The organism is Sutcliffiella sp. NPDC057660, assembly GCF_042800035.1.
Classification (GTDB): Bacteria; Bacillota; Bacilli; order Bacillales; family Bacillaceae_I; genus Sutcliffiella_A.
This window is the reverse complement of the sequence record NZ_JBHVHV010000002.1, coordinates 30,770-48,565: the sequence shown is the minus strand read 5'-3', so window position 1 is coordinate 48,565 and position 17,796 is coordinate 30,770. Positions and strand designations below refer to the sequence as shown.

The window sequence follows — 17,796 nt, the reverse complement described above, 5'->3', positions numbered from 1 at the left end:
ATAATAAAAAAGGAGTCTGGGACAAAAGTGTTTTAGCCTAAGTAAAAACGAAACTAATTTGAGATTTCGTTCAAATTAGTTCCGTTTTTTAACAGAATTTAAATATGCGTTTAGGTTTAAGATTACACTAGCGGTTGATTGGAGTGCAAGACGAAGACTCCTGCGGGAGCAGTGGCCAATGTGAGACCCCGCAGGCGAAGCCGAGGAGGCTCACGGGTCACCCGCGGAAAGCGAAGTCTTGCACGGAAATCAATAGCGGTTTTTAGAGCTGACACTTAAATTATTCGTCTTTTTGTTAGATTTTTTTAGTTTTGTCCGAGGCCCTTCGCCCAAATCGCTTTCGAATAACCAATCCGCATACCCGCTCTTTCCATATTGTTCTGACTCACAGAACCGAATGTTGCCTGGCCGACCACCAAGCTGCATTCCTCTCTATATGCCTGATGGATTCGCTCCTGAATCAGTGCCCGCTGGATACCTCTATTCCTGAATGAAGGCAATGTAGCCGCTGCTGCAAGAGTGGCTATTCGGTCCTTGATGAAAATCACCCCGATCCCAGCAGGTTCACCGTCTACGCTTGCAAGATAAAAGGTCCATCGATTATCGTCAAAGAGCACGGCATTGTTTTGTGCTACACCATCTTTGAGAAAAGCAGGCATCTGAAACCCTTGGACATATATGTCGGCATAAGTGGAAGCTTCGTGCTTTTCCATCTTGCGAATGGATAGCGAATCATCTGCAGAAGCCGATACTTCCGAGATGGGCATGTAGAGCGTGGTATGAAAATCACTCTGATAAAATCCTAATCTATGAAGCTGATGAAACAATTCAGTTGAGGCGTGTGCAGGTGTTACTTCAAAACGTACTGGAATTTCTTTTTGCCGATAGAAATCAAGAATCTCCTCTAAATACCTTTCATCCTCGCTGCTTAGCCCTTTGACGGTATTAAAGGCTGGCCCAGGGATATTTTTGCATGAAAAAGCAGTGGCATTCCCAAATCTCTTCATTTCCACCCCCATTGGGTTGCCTTTGATTTCCTGAATGGCATTTAACCTGGAGTGCAACGCATCTATTTCCGAATTCTCCAATTCCACAGCAAGCTTTTTGTTCACCATCCCCATCATATTCCATCCACCCATTGTTCTATTGTATCGATTACATTTTTTAATACATCAATGGAACCTAGTACATCTTCCCTGTATTGCAAGGCGTGATCGACATTGGATATAAGCCTGGTTGTGAATAACGGATTCTCATTGACTTCCTTAAATCGATCTTCCTTGTAGCATGGGTCAGCATCACCTATAAAACAAACGCTTTTATTCTTGCACGTAATCATCGCATCAGAAACGTCTTTTCTTTGAAGTAATGGAGTGAGCCAAATCGCATAGGCAGAATGAAAGACATCTCTTTTAAGCTCGGAACTCATTGCAATGGTACCAAGGGACTTCCCAAAAAGATAGAAGGTGTCATAGTCATCGGTGTTAATAGCTTGGTCAATCACCTCACGTACATCATGGACGATCGCTTTTGTAATTTCCTCCATGGTAAAGGAGTCATAGAAGGTGTCATTGTATTGGTAATTCACCTGGAGTACATCCATATCTCGATTCAAAAATAGTCCCGTTGCATAATGAAAAAGCGGTGCCTGTACGCTATAACCTGAACCAGGGAGCAAAATCGCCAAGCTCCTCGATCCCTCGTTCTTGCTTAGAAGTGTAAAAGGTATAGTCTTCTCTTTATAGCCTTGTATACTGTTTGTCCTGATTTTCATCATTACTTTCCCCCTTTTTAAATAGCCGGAATATTAAAAATACCTGTTACAATTTTAGCACAATATTCCAGTGGAAAAAGCAAAACATTCCATCTGATTCACAAACTTTTGCATAGAAAAACATGGAAAACAAAGACTAAAGGTATCAAGAAAATGTGGGGGAATGAAATGAGACAGTTTAATCGAATCATCCTAATCGTAATTAGTCTGATGCTTGCCGTGACTACCAGTACACTTGCAGAACAACAGACTTATAACTCTAGAGACGAAATTCCGAAAGAATATAAATGGAAAATCCAGAGTCTTTATTCCGATGCAGGTAAATGGAAAAGTGATGCGAAAAAAGCGAAAAAGCTTGCTGATCAGTTTGTGGAAAAGAAGGGGCCGATTCAATCCGATAAGCAGATTCTTACTTTGTTGGAGGAGTACTTTGAACTTTATAGATTGGTGGAAAAATTGTATGTGTATGCCCGAGTGAACCAGGACGTGGATATCAGCAACTCAAGCGCCCAGGAGCTTTCCAATGAAGCCGAAATGATGATGATGTATGTGGTCGAGCGGACGGCATGGCTCTCAAATGAGCTTCAGGCAGTGGATAAGAAGCAGTGGGACACCTACTTGGAAAGCGAAAAGCTTACTCCTTTCCGATATTTTCTGAAACAGACCTATGAGGAGAAAAAGCACGCATTGCCTAGTGAAATGGAGCAGCTCCTGATTAAGACAATGCCAATCGTGAATGCGCCGAGTGAGCTGTTTACGATGATGTCCAAGGATCTTGTCCTGCCATCGTTTACTGTACAGGATAAGGAGTACTCATTGACGGCACCACTATATAGCGTGTACATGTTGAGCCCAAACCGCGAAGTGCGTAAAGCTGCATTTCATACGTACTATAAAACCCTGGAAAATTATCAGGACACCTTCGCTTCGATGCTGGCAAATATCGTGAAAGCAAATAATTTTTTTGCTAGCACCAGGAAGTATCCAAATGCTCTGGAGGCACATCTAACCAGCAATGAAGTTGATCCGGCAGTCTACACCCAGCTCATCGACACGGTTAATGAGCATTTGCCGCTACTTCATAAATATCTGGCATTGAAAAAGGAATATATAAAGCTTGATACGATGCATATGTACGATCTATCGGCACCATCCCTTTTCACACCGGATGAGGTAATACCATATGAACAAGCGAAGGAAACCGTCATAAAAGGATTGAGCCCGCTCGGAGCAGCGTATTTATCCACATTATCCAAAGGGCTTTTGGAAAATTGGGTCGATGTCTACAGCACAAAAGGGAAAGCCACAGGTGCCTATCAGATTGGCTCTTATGATGCACATCCTTTTGTTTTATTGAACTATCAGGGTCTGCCAAGTGATGTACTGACCTTGGCTCATGAGATGGGGCATGCGATGCATTCCCACTTTTCCAACAAGGAGCAGCCCTATCATGCTGCAAGGTATGTGACCTTTACGGCGGAAGTATCCTCGACCCTGCAAGAGCATCTATTACACAAGCAGCTGATGAGGGAGGCAAATACGAAGGAGGAAAAGCTCCATGCCCTCTATCAATATCTCGAGGATTTCCGTGTGACCCTGTTCCGGCAGACGCAATTTGCAGAGTTTGAAAAGATCATTCATGAAATGGCGCAGGACGAACAGGTGCTGCACGCGGATTCATTGAAAAAGGTGTACTATGATCTGAATGAAAAGTATTACGGAGAAGCTGTTGATGTGGACAAAGAGATTGCGATGGAATGGGCAAGGGTGCCGCACTTTTTCCATTCAAGCTTCTACACGTATCAGTATGCGACAAGCTTTGCCGCTTCAGCAGCGCTCACGCAACAGCTCGAGGAGGACGGTGTGCAGGCGCAGAATCGTATCCTAAAGGAGTTGTTCTCCTCCGGGGGCAGCAGACCGCCGCTTGAGATCTTAGAGCGGGCCGGCGTGGACATGAGCAAGAAGGAACCGATAGAAGATACTATGAAGCGCTATGAAGAGCTGATCAAGGAATTTGAAAAGCTCTTAAAGGAGCAATAACGAAAATAACGGACTTGGCAGGCAACCTGTCGAGTCCTTTGCTCATCTTTTTGATAAGCTCTTTTCGTAAAGTTTGTTTCATATAACAGTAAAAAATCGGCTTTTGGATTTTTTACAGGGATAAACTACGCAATATTTAAAGAGTAGATGAACTAATACTCCGAAAAGAGCACGAAGGTATGTAAATTTACGTGTTTACTCGTTATTCGTCAAAACAACGTACTGCGAATACAATCTTTTTGGTATAGTAGTACTATGTGAGAAAATGAACAAACGAAAGTCGGGAGAGCTTGAAACATGAGAAAATTTAAAATTGGCTATCGGACAGCCAAAACGGCTCTCGGTACAGGTATTGCCATCAGTATCGCCCAGCTATTGGAGCTGGACTTCTATGCATCTGCCGGGATCATTGCCATCCTTTGCATCCAGAACACGAAACGAAAATCATGGACAGTGGCGATAGCAAGATTTTTTGCCTGCGCTTTGAGCCTGGTGTTCGGCTTTGTCTTTTTTGAACTGCTGGGATACCATCCTGTATCAATCGGACTATTACTGCTATTCTTCATACCGGTCACCGTCATGCTGAAAATAACAGAAGGAATCGCAACCAGCTCCGTTGTGCTCCTGCATGTCTATTCTGTCGAACAATACTCGTTTGGGCTAGTTGCCAATGAACTCAGCATCATTTCGATAGGAATAGGGGTGGCTCTTTTCTTGAACACCTACATGCCAAGTGTGGAGAAGGAGCTTACCAGATTTCAATTGAAAATTGAAGAGAATTTCTATAATGTCTTTTCCGAGCTGGCCTATTATTTAAAGCATGGAGACAACGGCTGGGATGGGAAGGAAATACCAGAGACCGCAGATGTCCTGCGGGAAGCAAAAAGCTTGGCGTTCCGTGACGTGGAGAACCATTTCAAACGGGAAGAAAATCATTTCTACTACTACTTCAAAATGCGTGAAAAGCAATTGGATGTGATGGAGCGGATGCTGCCAATCGTGTCCACCATTGAATACGATGTAGAGCAGGCCAAGATGATAGCCGAGTTTATCGAAGACCTGGCAGATTCCATCCACTCTGGCAATACCGCCTACCTGTTTCTGCAGCGCCTGAGAGAAATGCATGAAGAATTCCAGGCGATGCCCCTGCCGGAGACAAGGGAAGAGTTTGAAACGAGAGCATCACTGGTCCACCTGACCAAAGAGTTGGAGCAATACCTCATTTTAAAAAGTGATTTTGTCGGATTGAAGGCCTCTTCATGAATGGAAAGAACACCTTTCATCCACACTACTATTAAAAAGGTAGGTGGATGAAAGGTGTTTATTTTTTCGCTCATTTTCGCACTCGTCACTTCTCCCATATGGCCACTCGGACCAAATCCGCTGCCAGGTGACCCGTATATCATTGTAAACAAGAAGACCAATGAACTCGCATATTTCCATGAGGAACAGCTAAAAGAGGTCCACTCCGTTGCCACAGGGAAATCCATCGAGCTCACACCTGAAGGAGAATTCACCATCATCGTAAAAGCCAAAAATCCCTACTACCGTAAAAAGGATATCCCAGGTGGAGACCCGCAAAACCCGCTTGGTACCAGATGGATCGGTTTCGACGCTGAGGACTCAGACGGCCGGACATACGGTGTCCATGGCACCAACAACCCCAACTCCATCGGCGGCTATGTCACCCAAGGATGTATAAGACTGCCAAACGAAATGGTGGAAGAACTCTTTGACCATATTCCAATTGGCACGAAGATCTGGATCGTTCATTCGGATAAAACGTTTGAGGAGTTGGGGAGGGAGAAGGGGGCATTAAGGTAATAGGGGGATGTAGAGGTAGATAGGCACAGAATACCAAAGTGTCTAAGGATAGGGCAATTTTATCCTAATCATTGTTCTCAATCCAGCTAAAGAAGGGATCGAATCAGAGGCTTTTTTTTCGTATCTATATGGTGTGTTATTTGTAATATGCAGTAAAGACCGCAATTCATAAAAGAAATAAATGCGGTCTTTACGTTTAAAATTAAGCTTGTTTAATCATTTCTTGCATTTTAGCTGCAACTGCCTTTTTATCTTCTTTGCTTGTGATACCGCCACCAACGATGACAAGATCTGGTTGTACTTTAATCACATCTGGAAGTGTTTCTAATTTGATTCCGCCTGCAATAGCCGTTTTCGCATTTTTAACTACGCTCTTAATGGTTGCAAGGTCTTCGAAAGAGTTTTTTCCTACAGCTTGAAGGTCATAACCTGTGTGAACGCAGATATAATCTACTCCTAGTTCGTCCAGTTCTTTCGCACGAACTTTAATGTCTTTAACTGCGATCATATCAGCAAGGATTTGTTTACCTTGTTTTTTTGCTTCTTCTACAGCACCTTTAATGGATTCGTCTTCAGCTGTACCTAGAATAGTGATGATGTCAGCGCCTGCTGCAGATGCTTGGCTAACTTCATATCCAGCTGCATCCATGATTTTAAGATCAGCTAATACAGTTAAGTTAGGGAATGCAGCTTTCATTTCCTTTACTGCTTTAAGGCCTTCATTAATAACAACCGGCGTGCCGATTTCTACAACATCTATATGATTTTCCACTTCTTTCACCAATTCAATGGCACCTGGAATATCTACAAGATCTAATGCTAATTGTAATTTCATTTATTACTCGCTCCTTATATAATAGAATAATTGTGCCGTATAGCTTTCTTTTGTAATCTGTTATTGCTACAATTGATAGCTTTACTAACAGCACGATACTCAGTATACTGGTTATGTTACTGAATTAAAAGTATGCACTTTTTTATCATATAGTAACAAAAAGTATACCGTGGGGCAAAATAAGAGTTGGAGGTGAAATAAATGCCGAATCTTGGGGAAAAAGTGTTTAATTGTGAAAAAGAATTGACTCTTTCAATCATTGGTGGAAAATGGAAAATGCTGGTATTGTGGCATCTAGGAAAAGAAGGAACTAAACGTTTTGGTGAACTAAAGGCCCTCATGCCTGGTATCACTCAAAGAATGCTTGTTAATCAATTGCGTGAACTTGAAGACCATTTGATTATTCATCGTGAAGTCTATCCTGTTGTTCCACCAAAAGTCGAATATTCACTCACCGAGCAGGGAAGAAGTCTGATGCCTATTCTAGAAGCTATGTATGACTGGGGTAAAGGTTATATTGAGAATGTATTGGAAAGTGAAACAGAAAACAAATCTTCTATTCAGTAAAAAAGAATGTCTCTTAGGGGTTCGAGAAATTTTAAAAAAGTGCATATACTAACAAACCACTGTCAGCTATCTTAATAAAGATGCTGACAGTGGTTTTTTTATATCTCTACGTATATAAAAGGGTGAAAAAACAAACCATTTAATAAAAGAATCAGTTTATAAAAAGCCAAGGGCAGCGAATTTTATACAATCGTTGTACTTAGCTTTTCACTTTTGGTATTGGATTTATAGTATTATTTTTAACACTATGATATACCAATGTATCTATATGTTAAAAAAGTGCGTACTTTCAAAAGTTTAACATACGTAATATACTGATTTTGCTCAAGTAATAGCGAGCATAAAGAATACTACCAAACCTTAAGAGAATACTGCTACAAGCATGGTGAGCTGGAGTCAAACTTCATTTTAATAAATATTACATGTTGTGCTTTTTACGAAAGGAGAGATCCGCATGGGGAATTTCAAAACTAAGCTGAGAAAAGTTTGTGAAAGATGTCTAAGCATCACCATAAATAATGAAACTTGTCCAAAATGTGGACATTCTCAATTAAGAGATATCATTATTACCGGACAAGCTGGGAGAAATAAACGAATCTTACATCCAAAAGTAGGATAACGGAATAGTTTTGAAAAAGTGGAGGAATGAGAAGTGGATTATATGACGTTTGTCTTATTTGGGGCAACTGGGGATTTAGCTAAGCGGAAAATCTACCCCGCCTTGTTTAATTTATATTTGAATCAAAAATTACCAGATTCATTTTTGATCATTGGTGTAGGAATAGACGAAATGAGTGATGTTGATTTTCAAAACCATGTAACAGACTCGCTATACACTTTTTCTAGACACTTGATAAATGATAAATCCGAAAAACAAGAGTTTGTAAAGGCATTTCGTTATTGCCAGTTAGATTTCACGAATGCTGAAGGGTATAAGAAGTTAGTTGAAGTAGTTCAACAAAATGAAAAAGACCAGTGTATTGAAGAGAATCGAATGTTTTATCTTTCTGTTGCTCCTGAATTCTTTGATGTAATAGCTTTAAACATAAAGAAAAGTGGCTTAAGTTCGACAAAGGGATGGAAACGACTGATTATCGAAAAACCATTTGGGTATGATTTAAAATCTGCTGAAGTTTTAAACGAAAAATTAAGCAAAGCTTTTGAAGAAGACGAAATTTATCGGATTGACCATTATCTCGGAAAACCAATGGTTCAAAACCTTGAAGCCCTGGAATTTGCCAATCCTGTACTGCAATCACTTTGGAACAATCGGTTTATTGCCAATGTGCAAATTACGGCTAGTGAAACGGTTGGTGTAGAAGGGAGGGCTGGTTATTATGACAAAGCAGGCGCTATTCGTGATATGGTTCAAAATCATATGCTACAGCTGTTGATGATGACAGCCATGCATCTCCCAAAACAGATTAGTGCAAAAGATATCCGTAATGAGAAAAGAAAAGTTATGGAATCTCTGCGACCATTACAGAAAAATACTGTAGGTATCCACGTCGTTCGTGGCCAATATGGATCAGGTGAAATAAACGGTAAACCAGTAGTCAGATACTTAGAAGAACCTGGAGTTGCTGCTTCTTCTAAAAACGATACATTCGTTGCTGCTCGTCTATGGATCGATAATCCCTTCTGGGACGGGGTCCCGTTCTATATCCGTACAGGAAAAAGAATGAAGGAAAAATTAACGCGGATTGTGATTGAATTCAAAAACCCATTAAAGAATTTGTATACCAATGAAATTCAAAACACTGAACCTGAACCCAATCTATTAGTTATTGATGTAAGTCCTAATGAAGGCGTTTCGTTGCAGTTAAACAGTAAAAACCCGATAAATGGAAAATTAGAACCTATTGTTGTTGATTTTTCAGCGAGTAAAAAAGACGTGCCCGAAGCATATGAACTATTAATATTTGATGCTCTGCGTGGAGATTCTACTTTCTTTGCTCATTGGAATGAAGTGAGATTATCTTGGAAATGGGTACAGCCTATTTTAGAGACATTTGAGGAAAATATTGTTCCACTTCACTCATATCAATCTGGCTCGATGGGACCAGAAGCTGCTCATCAATTATTGGAAGAGGATGGTTATAGATGGTGGTAAATGAAAGATTATGATTATACTTTGAATTCAATATGCTAAAGATGAAAAATCTCAAAAATAAAGAAATACACTAGGAGGATTATGATGAAGGTCGGATTAATTGGATTAGGAAAAATGGGGCTAAACATAGGAAAGAACTTAATTGATCATAAACATGATGTCGTAGCATTTGATCTAAATATAAATGCTGTTGAAGAAATAAAGAAATACGGGGCTGAAGGTGCATCCAGCTTACAAGAACTTGTTCAATCAATAGAAAAGCCACGAGTTTTTTGGATTATGGTTCCACACTCCGTTGTTGATTCCGTTATTAGTGAGATAACACCATTTCTGAGTAAGGGAGATATCGTGGTTGAAGCTGGTAATTCTCACTATAAGGATTCCATTCGTCGATACAACCAGCTAAAGGAAGTGGGAGTGAGCTTTATGGATGCCGGCACATCCGGAGGTATGGAAGGTGCTCGGGATGGAGCTTGTTATATGATTGGGGGAGACCCTGAAGCATGGAGCATTGTCGAGCCCATTTTTCGAGATACAGCTGTAGAAAATGGATATTTATATGCTGGAAATGCAGGTAGTGGCCACTTCTTAAAAATGATTCATAATGGAATTGAATACGGAATGATGGCTGCGATTGGAGAAGGATTTGAAGTATTAGAAAAAAGTGAATTCGATTTTGATTATGAAAAGGTAGCAAAAGTTTGGAATAATGGTTCGGTTATTCGTTCTTGGCTCATGGATTTAACAGAACGCGCGTTTTCTAAAGATGCAAAATTAGATGAAATTAAAGGTATTATGCATTCATCTGGTGAAGGGAAATGGACAGTTGAAACAGCATTGGATCTTCAAGCTGCTACCCCTGTTATCGCTATGTCTTTATTAATGCGATATCGTTCCTTAGACAATGATACCTTTACAGGTAAAGTGGTTGCTGCTTTGCGAAACGAATTTGGTGGACATGCTGTGGAAAAAAAATAAGAATAGAAGAAAAAAAGTGTAACGGGAAAGGAAATAGCAAAGTGTCAAAAATGAGTGGATAAAGTAATGAAATCGGATCTCTCTTTCGCTAATGAGAGATCCGATTTTTTCTGTACAAATGCCTTACACATGTAATCCAAACTGCTTAGAATATAGATGTGCATACTCTTTATTGCATGCTAGTAATTCATCATGTGTTCCTTGTTCTACAATACCGTCTTTCGTTAAAACGATAATCCGCCCGGCATTGCGAATAGTAGAAAGGCGATGGGCAATGACTAGGGTTGTACGTCCTCTTGCTAATAATTCAAGAGATTTTTTGACGATGCTTTCACTATCGTTATCCAGTGCGCTCGTTGCCTCATCCAATATGAGCACAGGCGGATTCTTTAAGAATACACGAGCGATACTTAGGCGCTGCTTTTGACCGCCAGACAGTTTGACACCTCGTTGTCCGATCTCGGAGTGATAGCCATTTGGCAAGCTCATGATAAAGTCATGTGCATTGGCGTGCATGGCTGCTCTAACTACTTCATCATCACTTGCTGCTGGATTACCGTAGCGGATGTTTTCCATCACCGTTCCCCCAAAAAGGTAAACATCCTGTTGCACTATACCAATTGCTTTTCTTAATGATTGCAAATCTAGATCGCGGACGTTGACCCCATCCAGTAACACTTCCCCATCTGTCACATCGTAAAAGCGGGGGGTAAGCGAACATAATGTAGTTTTGCCCGCACCAGAGGGACCGACTAACGCGATAAACTCTCCCGGTTGTACCCGAAGCGACACGTTTTCTAATACATCATTTAAATGGTCCTCGTAACGGAAGGAAACTTGTTTGAATACTATTTCACCATGTACATCGGTAAGGTTTTTGGCATCCGGTTTGTTTTCGATTGCCGGCTTCAGGTTCATGATTTCCATAAAGCGCTGGAACCCAGTAATACCTTCTTGAAATTGCGTGCTCATATGAGTCAACTTTTGAATGGGTTCAATCATAAAGCCGATATACAATAAAAAAGTAATTAAATCGGCTAAATCTAATGAGTTGTTAATAATATTGGCACTGCCAAAGGTAATTACCGTAATGGTGATCAGTTGAATAATCGTTTCAAAACTATTGTACAAGAGCGCTTCAGCCCTGTATGTTTTCTTGCGGCTTTCGAAGAACCGATTATTTTCTCGGTTGAACTTCTCGATCTCTATTTGCTCGTTATTAAACGATTTTACTACCCGGATTCCCGATAGACTATCCTCTACCTGTGCATTCACGTCTGCGATTCGCTCTTTGTTTTTCCTTAATGCCATATTCAACATCTTATTAAAATACAATGCAAAGATACCTAACAATGGTAAAAAACAGAACACAGCGATCGTTAATGCGGGGTTAATAAAGTACAGTATGACAAATGCGCCAATAAAGCGGACAAAATACTTAACATAGTCTTCCGGGCCATGATGGTACAGTTCGGAAAGCAACAGCAGGTCATTCGTGATACGGGACATGAGCTGACCTGTCTTTTCCTTATCATAAAAACTGAAGGAAAGTTTTTGCATGTGTGCGAACAGTTCGCTTCTCAAATCACTTTCCATGCGAGCACCGATTTCATGACCTTTGTAATCCACAAAATAGTTACCGACATTCTGTATTGCAACTAAAGCTAGCATCAGAGCTCCTATCCAAAGCACTTCACTTAGCGCAGAGGACAAATCCCCTTCCAGCACATCCTTGGTTATATAACGGACGAGCAAAGGGAACACCAGAGTCACAGCAGATACAATAAAGGCGCAGGCCAATACCGAAAGAAACAACGGTAAATAAGGTTTGTAATAGGAAAGAAATTTTTTTACTGGGAAACGCATGATTTACCCCTCTTTTGTGTTATTTAAATAAACACATATAAGGGGAACACCGTTTACGATTTAAGAACGTGTTACACCCTTATATGTTAATACGGTTCTATTCGTCATGTTTTTCATGAAAATTGCCTCCTTGTTAATTGATACATTCATTGTAAACGATTTTATGCTGGCGGGGATAGCTTTATTCATTCAGGGAGCAAGTCGTTGTGTGATAATTTCCTGGCTTTTGGAAAAAGGAAGAGATTACTTTTTTAAGTTTATTGTAACTAAATCCCTTTATAAGAGTCTATTTCATTAAGGGGGGATTCCTATGAAATGGTTATATGCATTATTATCTATTTTACTGTTCCCCTTTTTAGGAAATACGGTTCATACCAAGCAAATATGAAGAGAAGGAGTTGCCCGTGAAAAAAGTATATTTGTTAATTAGCTTAGTGACATTGTTTCTGATTGGCTGCAAGGATGAAGTATCCGATAAAAAAGATCTACATATGCTTTCGAGAGTGGATGTTTTCCCTATTGTGGAAGGTACTAAAATGGAAGAGTTCTTAATAGTGGATGAAAAAGAGCTGTCTTCCATCCGGAAAGTCTTTGAACAAGTCCAATGGACGCCAAATGTCGAAGCAGAGATGGAGAGAATGGAAGACTTTCAGTTAACTCTTTTTTATACTTATAATGAAAATATGCCGGAGAGATTGTTTGAATATAAAATTTGGTTCAATGAAGACGGAACTGCAACGATAATCAGTAATGTAGCTAGAGAGAATTTTGGCAAGCTGGATAAGGATGGTGCGGAGGAACTTAAAGAGATATTATCGGTAGATTAGATGATTCGGAGTCCATAAGGTATAATTTCTAAAAATTATGTTACTTTTCCTCTGTTTTAAGATATAATAGGCAAAAAATACCACACAGATAAACTAGATGGAGAGGGAAAATAAATGAAAGAGAATGAGCATGTATATCTATTAAAACCGACTATTAAATTCCAAACGGAGTACTTGTCATATTTCAACGAATGGTTGGAAAGCGAGGAAGAAGTCATTCCTTGGGTGGTCAGTAAAGATCCAACTGATTTTGAGCGTATGGTTCAAGAGTTATTGGATGCCGAACAAGGAATAAATCTCCCGAAAGGATGGGTCCCGGATTCTACCTACTGGCTAGTCAGGGAAGAAGACAATTTAATCCTTGGTGTCACCAACATCCGCCATCGCCTGACGGAGCACTTGATGAATGCTGGTGGCCATATCGGGTATGGCATTCGTCCGTCTGAGCGAAGAAAAGGGTATGCCAAAAAGATTCTCGAGCTTTCCATGGAAAAGACAGATGAACTTGGAATTGATAAAGTACTGGTCGTATGTGATGCCACGAATGAAGGGTCAGCAAAAACCATCCTGCATAACGGTGGTGTGGAAGATGAACAATTCGTGGAAGAGTCAGGGAATGTGGTAAGGCGTTTCTGGATCGACAGAAGGGCTGGTCGTTAACTATGGATACGTTTCTCGACCTTATCAATATTGTAACGAACTACTTTTCCATATTTTCAAAAGAGGTAACGGAAGAGCGAATTGAGAAGAATTTAGGGGTTCTTCAAAAACTTGATTGGTTTCGCGAATTACTTGCCAATGAAACATATCATCAATTAATTCATTACAACACGGATGTACGCTACGAAATTGGGAGGCTCAACACAAAAAAAGTAGAGAAAAATCCCTCCAATCCAAGATTCCAAAGAGCTATAAAAAGAGCTATCTTAAAAGCAGAAGAATGATAGAAAACAAGAAAACCGAGCCATCCTAAGGGAGGCTCGGTTTTATCATATTTATTAGAAGAACATGGATGCTCCAGCTAAAAGGGTCGTAATCAGCATAACACCAATCATTAAAAAGACGACTACTTTCTGCATTTTGCGGCTCATTGAGTTTTCACTCCTCATTCATTTGTGCTTCTTCTATTGTACATGGAAACTTGTCTCTTCTCAAGATACGATAATTGAAGGATTTTTGCAGAAAAAGTCGAAATGATATAGAGTCATAGTTAGGACACACAACAAGGGGGATTGTGCATGATAAAGGATGTTAATCATATTGGGATTGCTGTTACGTCCATCGAGACAGCGCTTCCATTTTATACAGAAACTTTGGGGCTCACATTTGAAACGGTGGAACATGTGGCAAGTCAGCGGGTTCGGGTGGCATTTATCAAAGCCGGTAATTGTAAAATTGAACTGCTGGAGCCAACCTCGCCTGATAGCCCGGTAGCTAAATTCATTGAAAAGCGTGGAGAAGGTATCCACCATGTGGCACTGAGTGTTGACAATATAGAAGAGCGAATCCAGGAAATGATCGAAAAAGGAATACCGATGATCGATTCAACTTCCCGAAAAGGTGCAGGAGGAGCAAACATTGCTTTCATGCACCCTAAGGCAAGCAATGGGGTACTGGTGGAATTTTGTGAAAAGGCGGCGAAACAGCATGACAATTGATATTTATGAAAAAATAAACGAACTATACGATAAACGTCGCGAGGTAGAGCTTGGCGGTGGCGATGATCGAATAGATAAGCAGCATGAAAAAGGAAAGCTTACCGCAAGGGAGCGGATTGAACTGTTGGTGGATGAAGGCTCCTTTGTCGAACTGAATCCATTCATTGAACACCGCTGCAATGATTTCGGCCTCCAAGGGAAAAAGGGTCCCGGAGATGGAGTCGTTACAGGCTACGGAAAGGTAAATGGCAAGCCAATCTATCTATTTTCCCAGGACTTTACTGTATTCGGTGGGGCATTAGGCGAAATGCATGCGAAAAAAATTGCCAACGTCATGGACATGGCCGCTAAAAATGGTGCACCGATCGTTGGGTTAAATGATTCGGGTGGTGCAAGAATCCAGGAGGGCGTTCTTTCCTTGGACGGCTACGGTCATATCTTTTACCGTAACTCCATATATTCCGGTGTCATCCCGCAGATCTCGGTCATCATGGGACCATGTGCAGGCGGAGCTGTGTACTCACCAGCGATTACGGATTTCGTATTCATGGTGGAAAAGACAAGCCAGATGTTCATCACGGGACCAAAGGTAATTGAAACCGTGACAGGGGAGAAAATCAGCTCTGAGGGGCTAGGTGGTGCGAAAGTACATAATGCGATTAGCGGAAATGCCCATTTCTCCAGTTCTTCGGAAGAGGAAGTACTGGCCCAGGTTCGAAAACTGCTCAGCTATCTTCCTCAGAATAATGAAACAAAGCCGGACCGTATCTCCTGTGAACAAGGAGACGACTATCGTGCGGAGCTTGCAGATGCGATTCCTTTTGATGCGATCCGTCCTTATGATGTAAGAATCGTCATCAACCAAGTGGTGGATGAAGGTTCCTTCATGGAAGTGCATAAGGATTTCGCGAAAAATATTGTAGTCGGCTTGGCAAGGCTGAAAGGGGAAGTTGTAGGACTTGTATGCAACCAGCCGAAAGTGATGGCCGGAGGATTGGATATTGACTCCTCTGATAAGGCGGCCCGTTTTATCCGTTTTTGCGACAGCTTCAATATTCCGCTTATTACCTTTGAAGATGTAACAGGCTTCTTCCCGGGAGTGAAGCAGGAGCATGGGGGAATCATCCGTCACGGAGCGAAAATTCTTTATGCATACTCCGAAGCGACGGTACCGAAGCTTACGGTAATATTACGTAAGGCATATGGCGGTGCCTATGTGGCATTGAACAGCAAGTCGATTGGTGCAGACCTTGTCTTTGCCTGGCCAAATGCCGAAATCGCTGTGATGGGCCCACAAGGTGCAGCCAATATCATCTTCGCCCGAGAAATAAACGAAAGCGAAAATCCGGAAGAGACAAGAGCACAGAAGATAGAAGAATACCGTGAAAAGTTTGCCAATCCATATGTGGCAGCGAGCCAAGGTATGGTTGATGACGTCATTGACCCAAGGGAAACGAGAATCAAGCTTGTCCAATCGCTGGAGATGCTGCGAAACAAAAAAGAATCAAGGCCTTACAAGAAACACGGAAATATTCCACTATAATAGTAAAGAGAAGATAGTAGGGCGTTCCTGCTATCTTCTTTCATGAGAAGGGGAAACCAATGATCGACCTGATAAAAGTGAAGAGTGAAGAAGAAACAATCCTACATAACTTGATGCAGTTTTACATTTACGAGTTTTCCCAGTATCAGAAAGTAATCACACTGGAAAATGACGGTCGCTACAAGCCTTTTGACCTTCAAAAATATTGGGATACTGCCAGTCCATATTATGCTTTTTTTATTAAATATAAAGAAGAGTATGTAGGTTTTGCCCTGATTGAAGAAGGTTGGGATGAGTTACCAAGCTATGTAGAGGAATTCTTTGTGGTGCGTAAGTATCATGGGAAGGGCTTTGGGAGAATTGCCGCACAGCGCTTGTTTTCCATGTTTGAAGGGAAATGGAAAGTGGTGCAAATTCAGAACAACTACCCGGCCCAGGCCTTCTGGAGAAAAACGATACAGGAGTTCACAAGCAATTCCTATGAGGAAAGCTATGATGATCATCGCCGTTCTGTCCAGGAGTTTGATACAAGGCAATTACCCTAGACTGACGTGTCCTACGGGAAAAATATTTTCAAATAGGTTATAATAGGGATGGATTTAATAAGCAGTAGGAGGAACATACATATGATTAACAGAGATAGACTTGTGGAAGAATTCCTGGAGCTAGTTCAGGTTGATTCCGAGACAAGATTCGAAGCAGAAATTTGCAAAGTTCTTAAAAAGAAATTTTCCGCACTTGGTGTACATGTAGTGGAAGATGACACAATGAATGAAACTGGCCATGGTGCAGGTAACCTTATCTGTACGTTAGAAGGAACAAAAGAGGGAGTGGACACGATCTACTTCACTTCCCACATGGATACAGTGGTTCCTGGTAAAGGAATCAAGCCTTCCATTCAAGACAACTATATTGTAACAGATGGCACAACTATTCTTGGTGCAGACGACAAAGCAGGTCTTGCTGCGATGCTGGAAGCAATCAAAGTCCTGAAAGAAAACAATATCGAGCATGGTAAAATCGAGTTTATCATAACAGCAGGGGAAGAATCCGGCCTTGTTGGGGCAAAAGCTCTTGATCCGGCCATGGTAACTGCTAAATTCGGTTTTGCATTAGACAGTGATGGAACAGTAGGAAACATTATTGTTGCTGCACCAACTCAAGCAAAAGTAAAAGCGACCATCTACGGAAAAACGGCACATGCTGGTGTGGCACCTGAAAAGGGTATATCTGCTATTACGATTGCAGCAAAATCGATTGCAAAGATGCCACTTGGTCGTATTGATGAGGAAACGACTGCGAATATCGGACGCTTTGAAGGTGGCGGTCCTACAAATATCGTATGTGACCGTGTAGATATCTTAGCAGAGGCTCGCTCCCTCGTTCCTGAGAAAATGGAAGCGCAAGTTGCAAAGATGAAAGAAGCATTTGAATCTGTGGCAGCTGACATGGGCGGCCGAGCTGATGTGACCATTGAAGTAATGTATCCTGGCTTCAAATTTGCTGATGGAGATCATGTTGTGGAAGTGGCGAAGCGTGCAGTTTCCGCTATTGGAAGAACTCCTGAATTACAAACTAGCGGCGGCGGGAGTGATGCAAACGTAATCGCCGGGTTTGGTGTTCCGACAGTAAACTTGGCCATCGGTTATGAAGAAATTCATACAACCAATGAAAGAATGCCGATTGAAGAATTAGTGAAGACTACAGAATTAGTGGTAAGCATTATGAAGGAAGTTGCAAAATAATAGCCTTTTGGGAAAGCTTGGTGAAA

18 protein-coding genes are annotated in these 17,796 nt (G+C 41.2%); 13 read left to right on the top strand and 5 right to left on the bottom strand.

Going from position 1 to position 17,796, the window contains the following annotated elements; genetic code table 11:
- Positions 1 to 305 precede the first annotated feature (305 nt).
- Together ACFVAD_RS01880 and ACFVAD_RS01875 are read right to left on the bottom strand one after the other, a co-directional pair.
- On the bottom strand, positions 306 to 1,124 hold the full coding sequence (locus tag ACFVAD_RS01880) for a GNAT family N-acetyltransferase (protein WP_386635521.1): 819 nt from the start codon (positions 1,122 to 1,124) through the stop codon (positions 306 to 308).
- On the bottom strand, positions 1,121 to 1,777 hold the full coding sequence (locus ACFVAD_RS01875) for an alpha/beta family hydrolase (protein WP_386635519.1): 657 nt from the start codon (positions 1,775 to 1,777) through the stop codon (positions 1,121 to 1,123). The genes ACFVAD_RS01880 and ACFVAD_RS01875 overlap by 4 nt, the downstream gene beginning before the upstream one ends.
- A gap of 165 nt (positions 1,778 to 1,942) precedes the next feature.
- On the opposite strand from ACFVAD_RS01875, the gene pepF reads away from it, so the two are divergent.
- The 3 genes from pepF to ACFVAD_RS01860 all read left to right on the top strand — a co-directional run bounded on the left by pepF (position 1,943) and on the right by ACFVAD_RS01860 (position 5,638).
- On the top strand, positions 1,943 to 3,814 hold the full coding sequence (gene pepF / locus ACFVAD_RS01870) for an oligoendopeptidase F (protein WP_386635517.1): 1,872 nt from the start codon (positions 1,943 to 1,945) through the stop codon (positions 3,812 to 3,814).
- A 297-nt stretch (positions 3,815 to 4,111) separates the two neighbouring features.
- Positions 4,112 to 5,077, top strand: coding sequence for an aromatic acid exporter family protein (locus ACFVAD_RS01865; RefSeq protein WP_386635515.1), 966 nt, complete (start codon positions 4,112 to 4,114; stop codon positions 5,075 to 5,077).
- 54 nt (positions 5,078 to 5,131) lie between these two features.
- Positions 5,132 to 5,638, top strand: a complete 507-nt coding sequence (locus ACFVAD_RS01860; RefSeq protein WP_386635513.1) for a L,D-transpeptidase — start codon at positions 5,132 to 5,134, stop codon at positions 5,636 to 5,638.
- 202 nt (positions 5,639 to 5,840) lie between these two features.
- On the opposite strand, the gene hxlA is transcribed toward ACFVAD_RS01860, so the two are convergent.
- Positions 5,841 to 6,473, bottom strand: a complete 633-nt coding sequence (hxlA, locus tag ACFVAD_RS01855) for a 3-hexulose-6-phosphate synthase (RefSeq protein WP_386635511.1) — start codon at positions 6,471 to 6,473, stop codon at positions 5,841 to 5,843.
- Between the two features lie 201 nt (positions 6,474 to 6,674).
- On the opposite strand from hxlA, the gene hxlR reads away from it, so the two are divergent.
- The 3 genes from hxlR (at position 6,675) to gnd (ending at position 10,131) form a co-directional block, all read left to right on the top strand.
- On the top strand, positions 6,675 to 7,040 hold the full coding sequence (gene hxlR / locus ACFVAD_RS01850; protein WP_386635509.1) for a transcriptional activator HxlR: 366 nt from the start codon (positions 6,675 to 6,677) through the stop codon (positions 7,038 to 7,040).
- Positions 7,041 to 7,692: 652 nt separating this feature from the next.
- A complete protein-coding gene (zwf, locus tag ACFVAD_RS01845) occupies positions 7,693 to 9,153 on the top strand; it encodes a glucose-6-phosphate dehydrogenase (RefSeq protein WP_386635507.1) in 1,461 nt (486 codons plus the stop codon).
- A gap of 84 nt (positions 9,154 to 9,237) precedes the next feature.
- Entirely contained in the window at positions 9,238 to 10,131 is an 894-nt protein-coding gene (gnd, locus tag ACFVAD_RS01840) for a phosphogluconate dehydrogenase (NAD(+)-dependent, decarboxylating) (protein WP_386636026.1), read from the top strand.
- A 123-nt stretch (positions 10,132 to 10,254) separates the two neighbouring features.
- Here the strand turns inward: gnd and ACFVAD_RS01835 are convergent, their stop codons facing one another.
- A complete protein-coding gene (locus ACFVAD_RS01835) occupies positions 10,255 to 11,997 on the bottom strand; it encodes an ABC transporter ATP-binding protein (RefSeq protein WP_386635505.1) in 1,743 nt (580 codons plus the stop codon).
- A 404-nt stretch (positions 11,998 to 12,401) separates the two neighbouring features.
- On the opposite strand from ACFVAD_RS01835, the gene ACFVAD_RS01830 reads away from it, so the two are divergent.
- From ACFVAD_RS01830 to ACFVAD_RS01820, 3 genes are all read left to right on the top strand, one after another.
- Positions 12,402 to 12,824: a hypothetical protein gene (locus ACFVAD_RS01830; RefSeq protein WP_386635503.1), complete on the top strand. Its 423-nt coding sequence runs from the start codon at positions 12,402 to 12,404 to the stop codon at positions 12,822 to 12,824.
- 114 nt (positions 12,825 to 12,938) lie between these two features.
- Complete coding sequence (locus ACFVAD_RS01825; protein ID WP_386635501.1) at positions 12,939 to 13,484, top strand: GNAT family N-acetyltransferase; 546 nt, start codon at positions 12,939 to 12,941, stop codon at positions 13,482 to 13,484.
- A gap of 2 nt (positions 13,485 to 13,486) precedes the next feature.
- Positions 13,487 to 13,768: a hypothetical protein gene (locus tag ACFVAD_RS01820; protein WP_386635499.1), complete on the top strand. Its 282-nt coding sequence runs from the start codon at positions 13,487 to 13,489 to the stop codon at positions 13,766 to 13,768.
- A gap of 54 nt (positions 13,769 to 13,822) precedes the next feature.
- Here ACFVAD_RS01820 and prli42 read toward each other — a convergent pair whose 3' ends face one another.
- Positions 13,823 to 13,915: a stressosome-associated protein Prli42 gene (prli42, locus tag ACFVAD_RS01815; RefSeq protein ID WP_386635497.1), complete on the bottom strand. Its 93-nt coding sequence runs from the start codon at positions 13,913 to 13,915 to the stop codon at positions 13,823 to 13,825.
- A 147-nt stretch (positions 13,916 to 14,062) separates the two neighbouring features.
- Between prli42 and mce the strand changes: the two genes are divergently transcribed.
- From mce to ACFVAD_RS01795, 4 genes are all read left to right on the top strand, one after another.
- Positions 14,063 to 14,482, top strand: a complete 420-nt coding sequence (mce, locus tag ACFVAD_RS01810; RefSeq protein ID WP_386635494.1) for a methylmalonyl-CoA epimerase — start codon at positions 14,063 to 14,065, stop codon at positions 14,480 to 14,482.
- Positions 14,478 to 16,025 (top strand): acyl-CoA carboxylase subunit beta, encoded by a 1,548-nt coding sequence (locus ACFVAD_RS01805; protein ID WP_386636024.1) that lies wholly within the window; start codon positions 14,478 to 14,480, stop codon positions 16,023 to 16,025. Before mce ends, ACFVAD_RS01805 begins: the two co-directional genes overlap by 5 nt.
- A 59-nt stretch (positions 16,026 to 16,084) precedes the next feature.
- Positions 16,085 to 16,570 (top strand): GNAT family N-acetyltransferase, encoded by a 486-nt coding sequence (locus ACFVAD_RS01800; RefSeq protein WP_386635491.1) that lies wholly within the window; start codon positions 16,085 to 16,087, stop codon positions 16,568 to 16,570.
- Between the two features lie 81 nt (positions 16,571 to 16,651).
- Complete coding sequence (locus ACFVAD_RS01795; RefSeq protein ID WP_386635488.1) at positions 16,652 to 17,770, top strand: tripeptidase T; 1,119 nt, start codon at positions 16,652 to 16,654, stop codon at positions 17,768 to 17,770.
- Positions 17,771 to 17,796: the final 26 nt, after the last annotated feature.

Coding starts and splice junctions, on each gene's coding strand:
- ACFVAD_RS01835 (WP_386635505.1), bottom strand. CDS start 11,997: ATGCGTTTCCCAGTAAAAAAATTTCTTTCCTATTACAAACCTTATTTA.
- ACFVAD_RS01880 (WP_386635521.1), bottom strand. CDS start 1,124: ATGATGGGGATGGTGAACAAAAAGCTTGCTGTGGAATTGGAGAATTCG.
- ACFVAD_RS01800 (WP_386635491.1), top strand. CDS start 16,085: ATGATCGACCTGATAAAAGTGAAGAGTGAAGAAGAAACAATCCTACAT.
- hxlA (WP_386635511.1), bottom strand. CDS start 6,473: ATGAAATTACAATTAGCATTAGATCTTGTAGATATTCCAGGTGCCATT.
- pepF (WP_386635517.1), top strand. CDS start 1,943: ATGAGACAGTTTAATCGAATCATCCTAATCGTAATTAGTCTGATGCTT.
- hxlR (WP_386635509.1), top strand. CDS start 6,675: ATGCCGAATCTTGGGGAAAAAGTGTTTAATTGTGAAAAAGAATTGACT.
- ACFVAD_RS01795 (WP_386635488.1), top strand. CDS start 16,652: ATGATTAACAGAGATAGACTTGTGGAAGAATTCCTGGAGCTAGTTCAG.
- ACFVAD_RS01820 (WP_386635499.1), top strand. CDS start 13,487: ATGGATACGTTTCTCGACCTTATCAATATTGTAACGAACTACTTTTCC.
- ACFVAD_RS01825 (WP_386635501.1), top strand. CDS start 12,939: ATGAAAGAGAATGAGCATGTATATCTATTAAAACCGACTATTAAATTC.
- ACFVAD_RS01865 (WP_386635515.1), top strand. CDS start 4,112: ATGAGAAAATTTAAAATTGGCTATCGGACAGCCAAAACGGCTCTCGGT.
- prli42 (WP_386635497.1), bottom strand. CDS start 13,915: ATGAGCCGCAAAATGCAGAAAGTAGTCGTCTTTTTAATGATTGGTGTT.
- gnd (WP_386636026.1), top strand. CDS start 9,238: ATGAAGGTCGGATTAATTGGATTAGGAAAAATGGGGCTAAACATAGGA.
- mce (WP_386635494.1), top strand. CDS start 14,063: ATGATAAAGGATGTTAATCATATTGGGATTGCTGTTACGTCCATCGAG.
- ACFVAD_RS01875 (WP_386635519.1), bottom strand. CDS start 1,777: ATGATGAAAATCAGGACAAACAGTATACAAGGCTATAAAGAGAAGACT.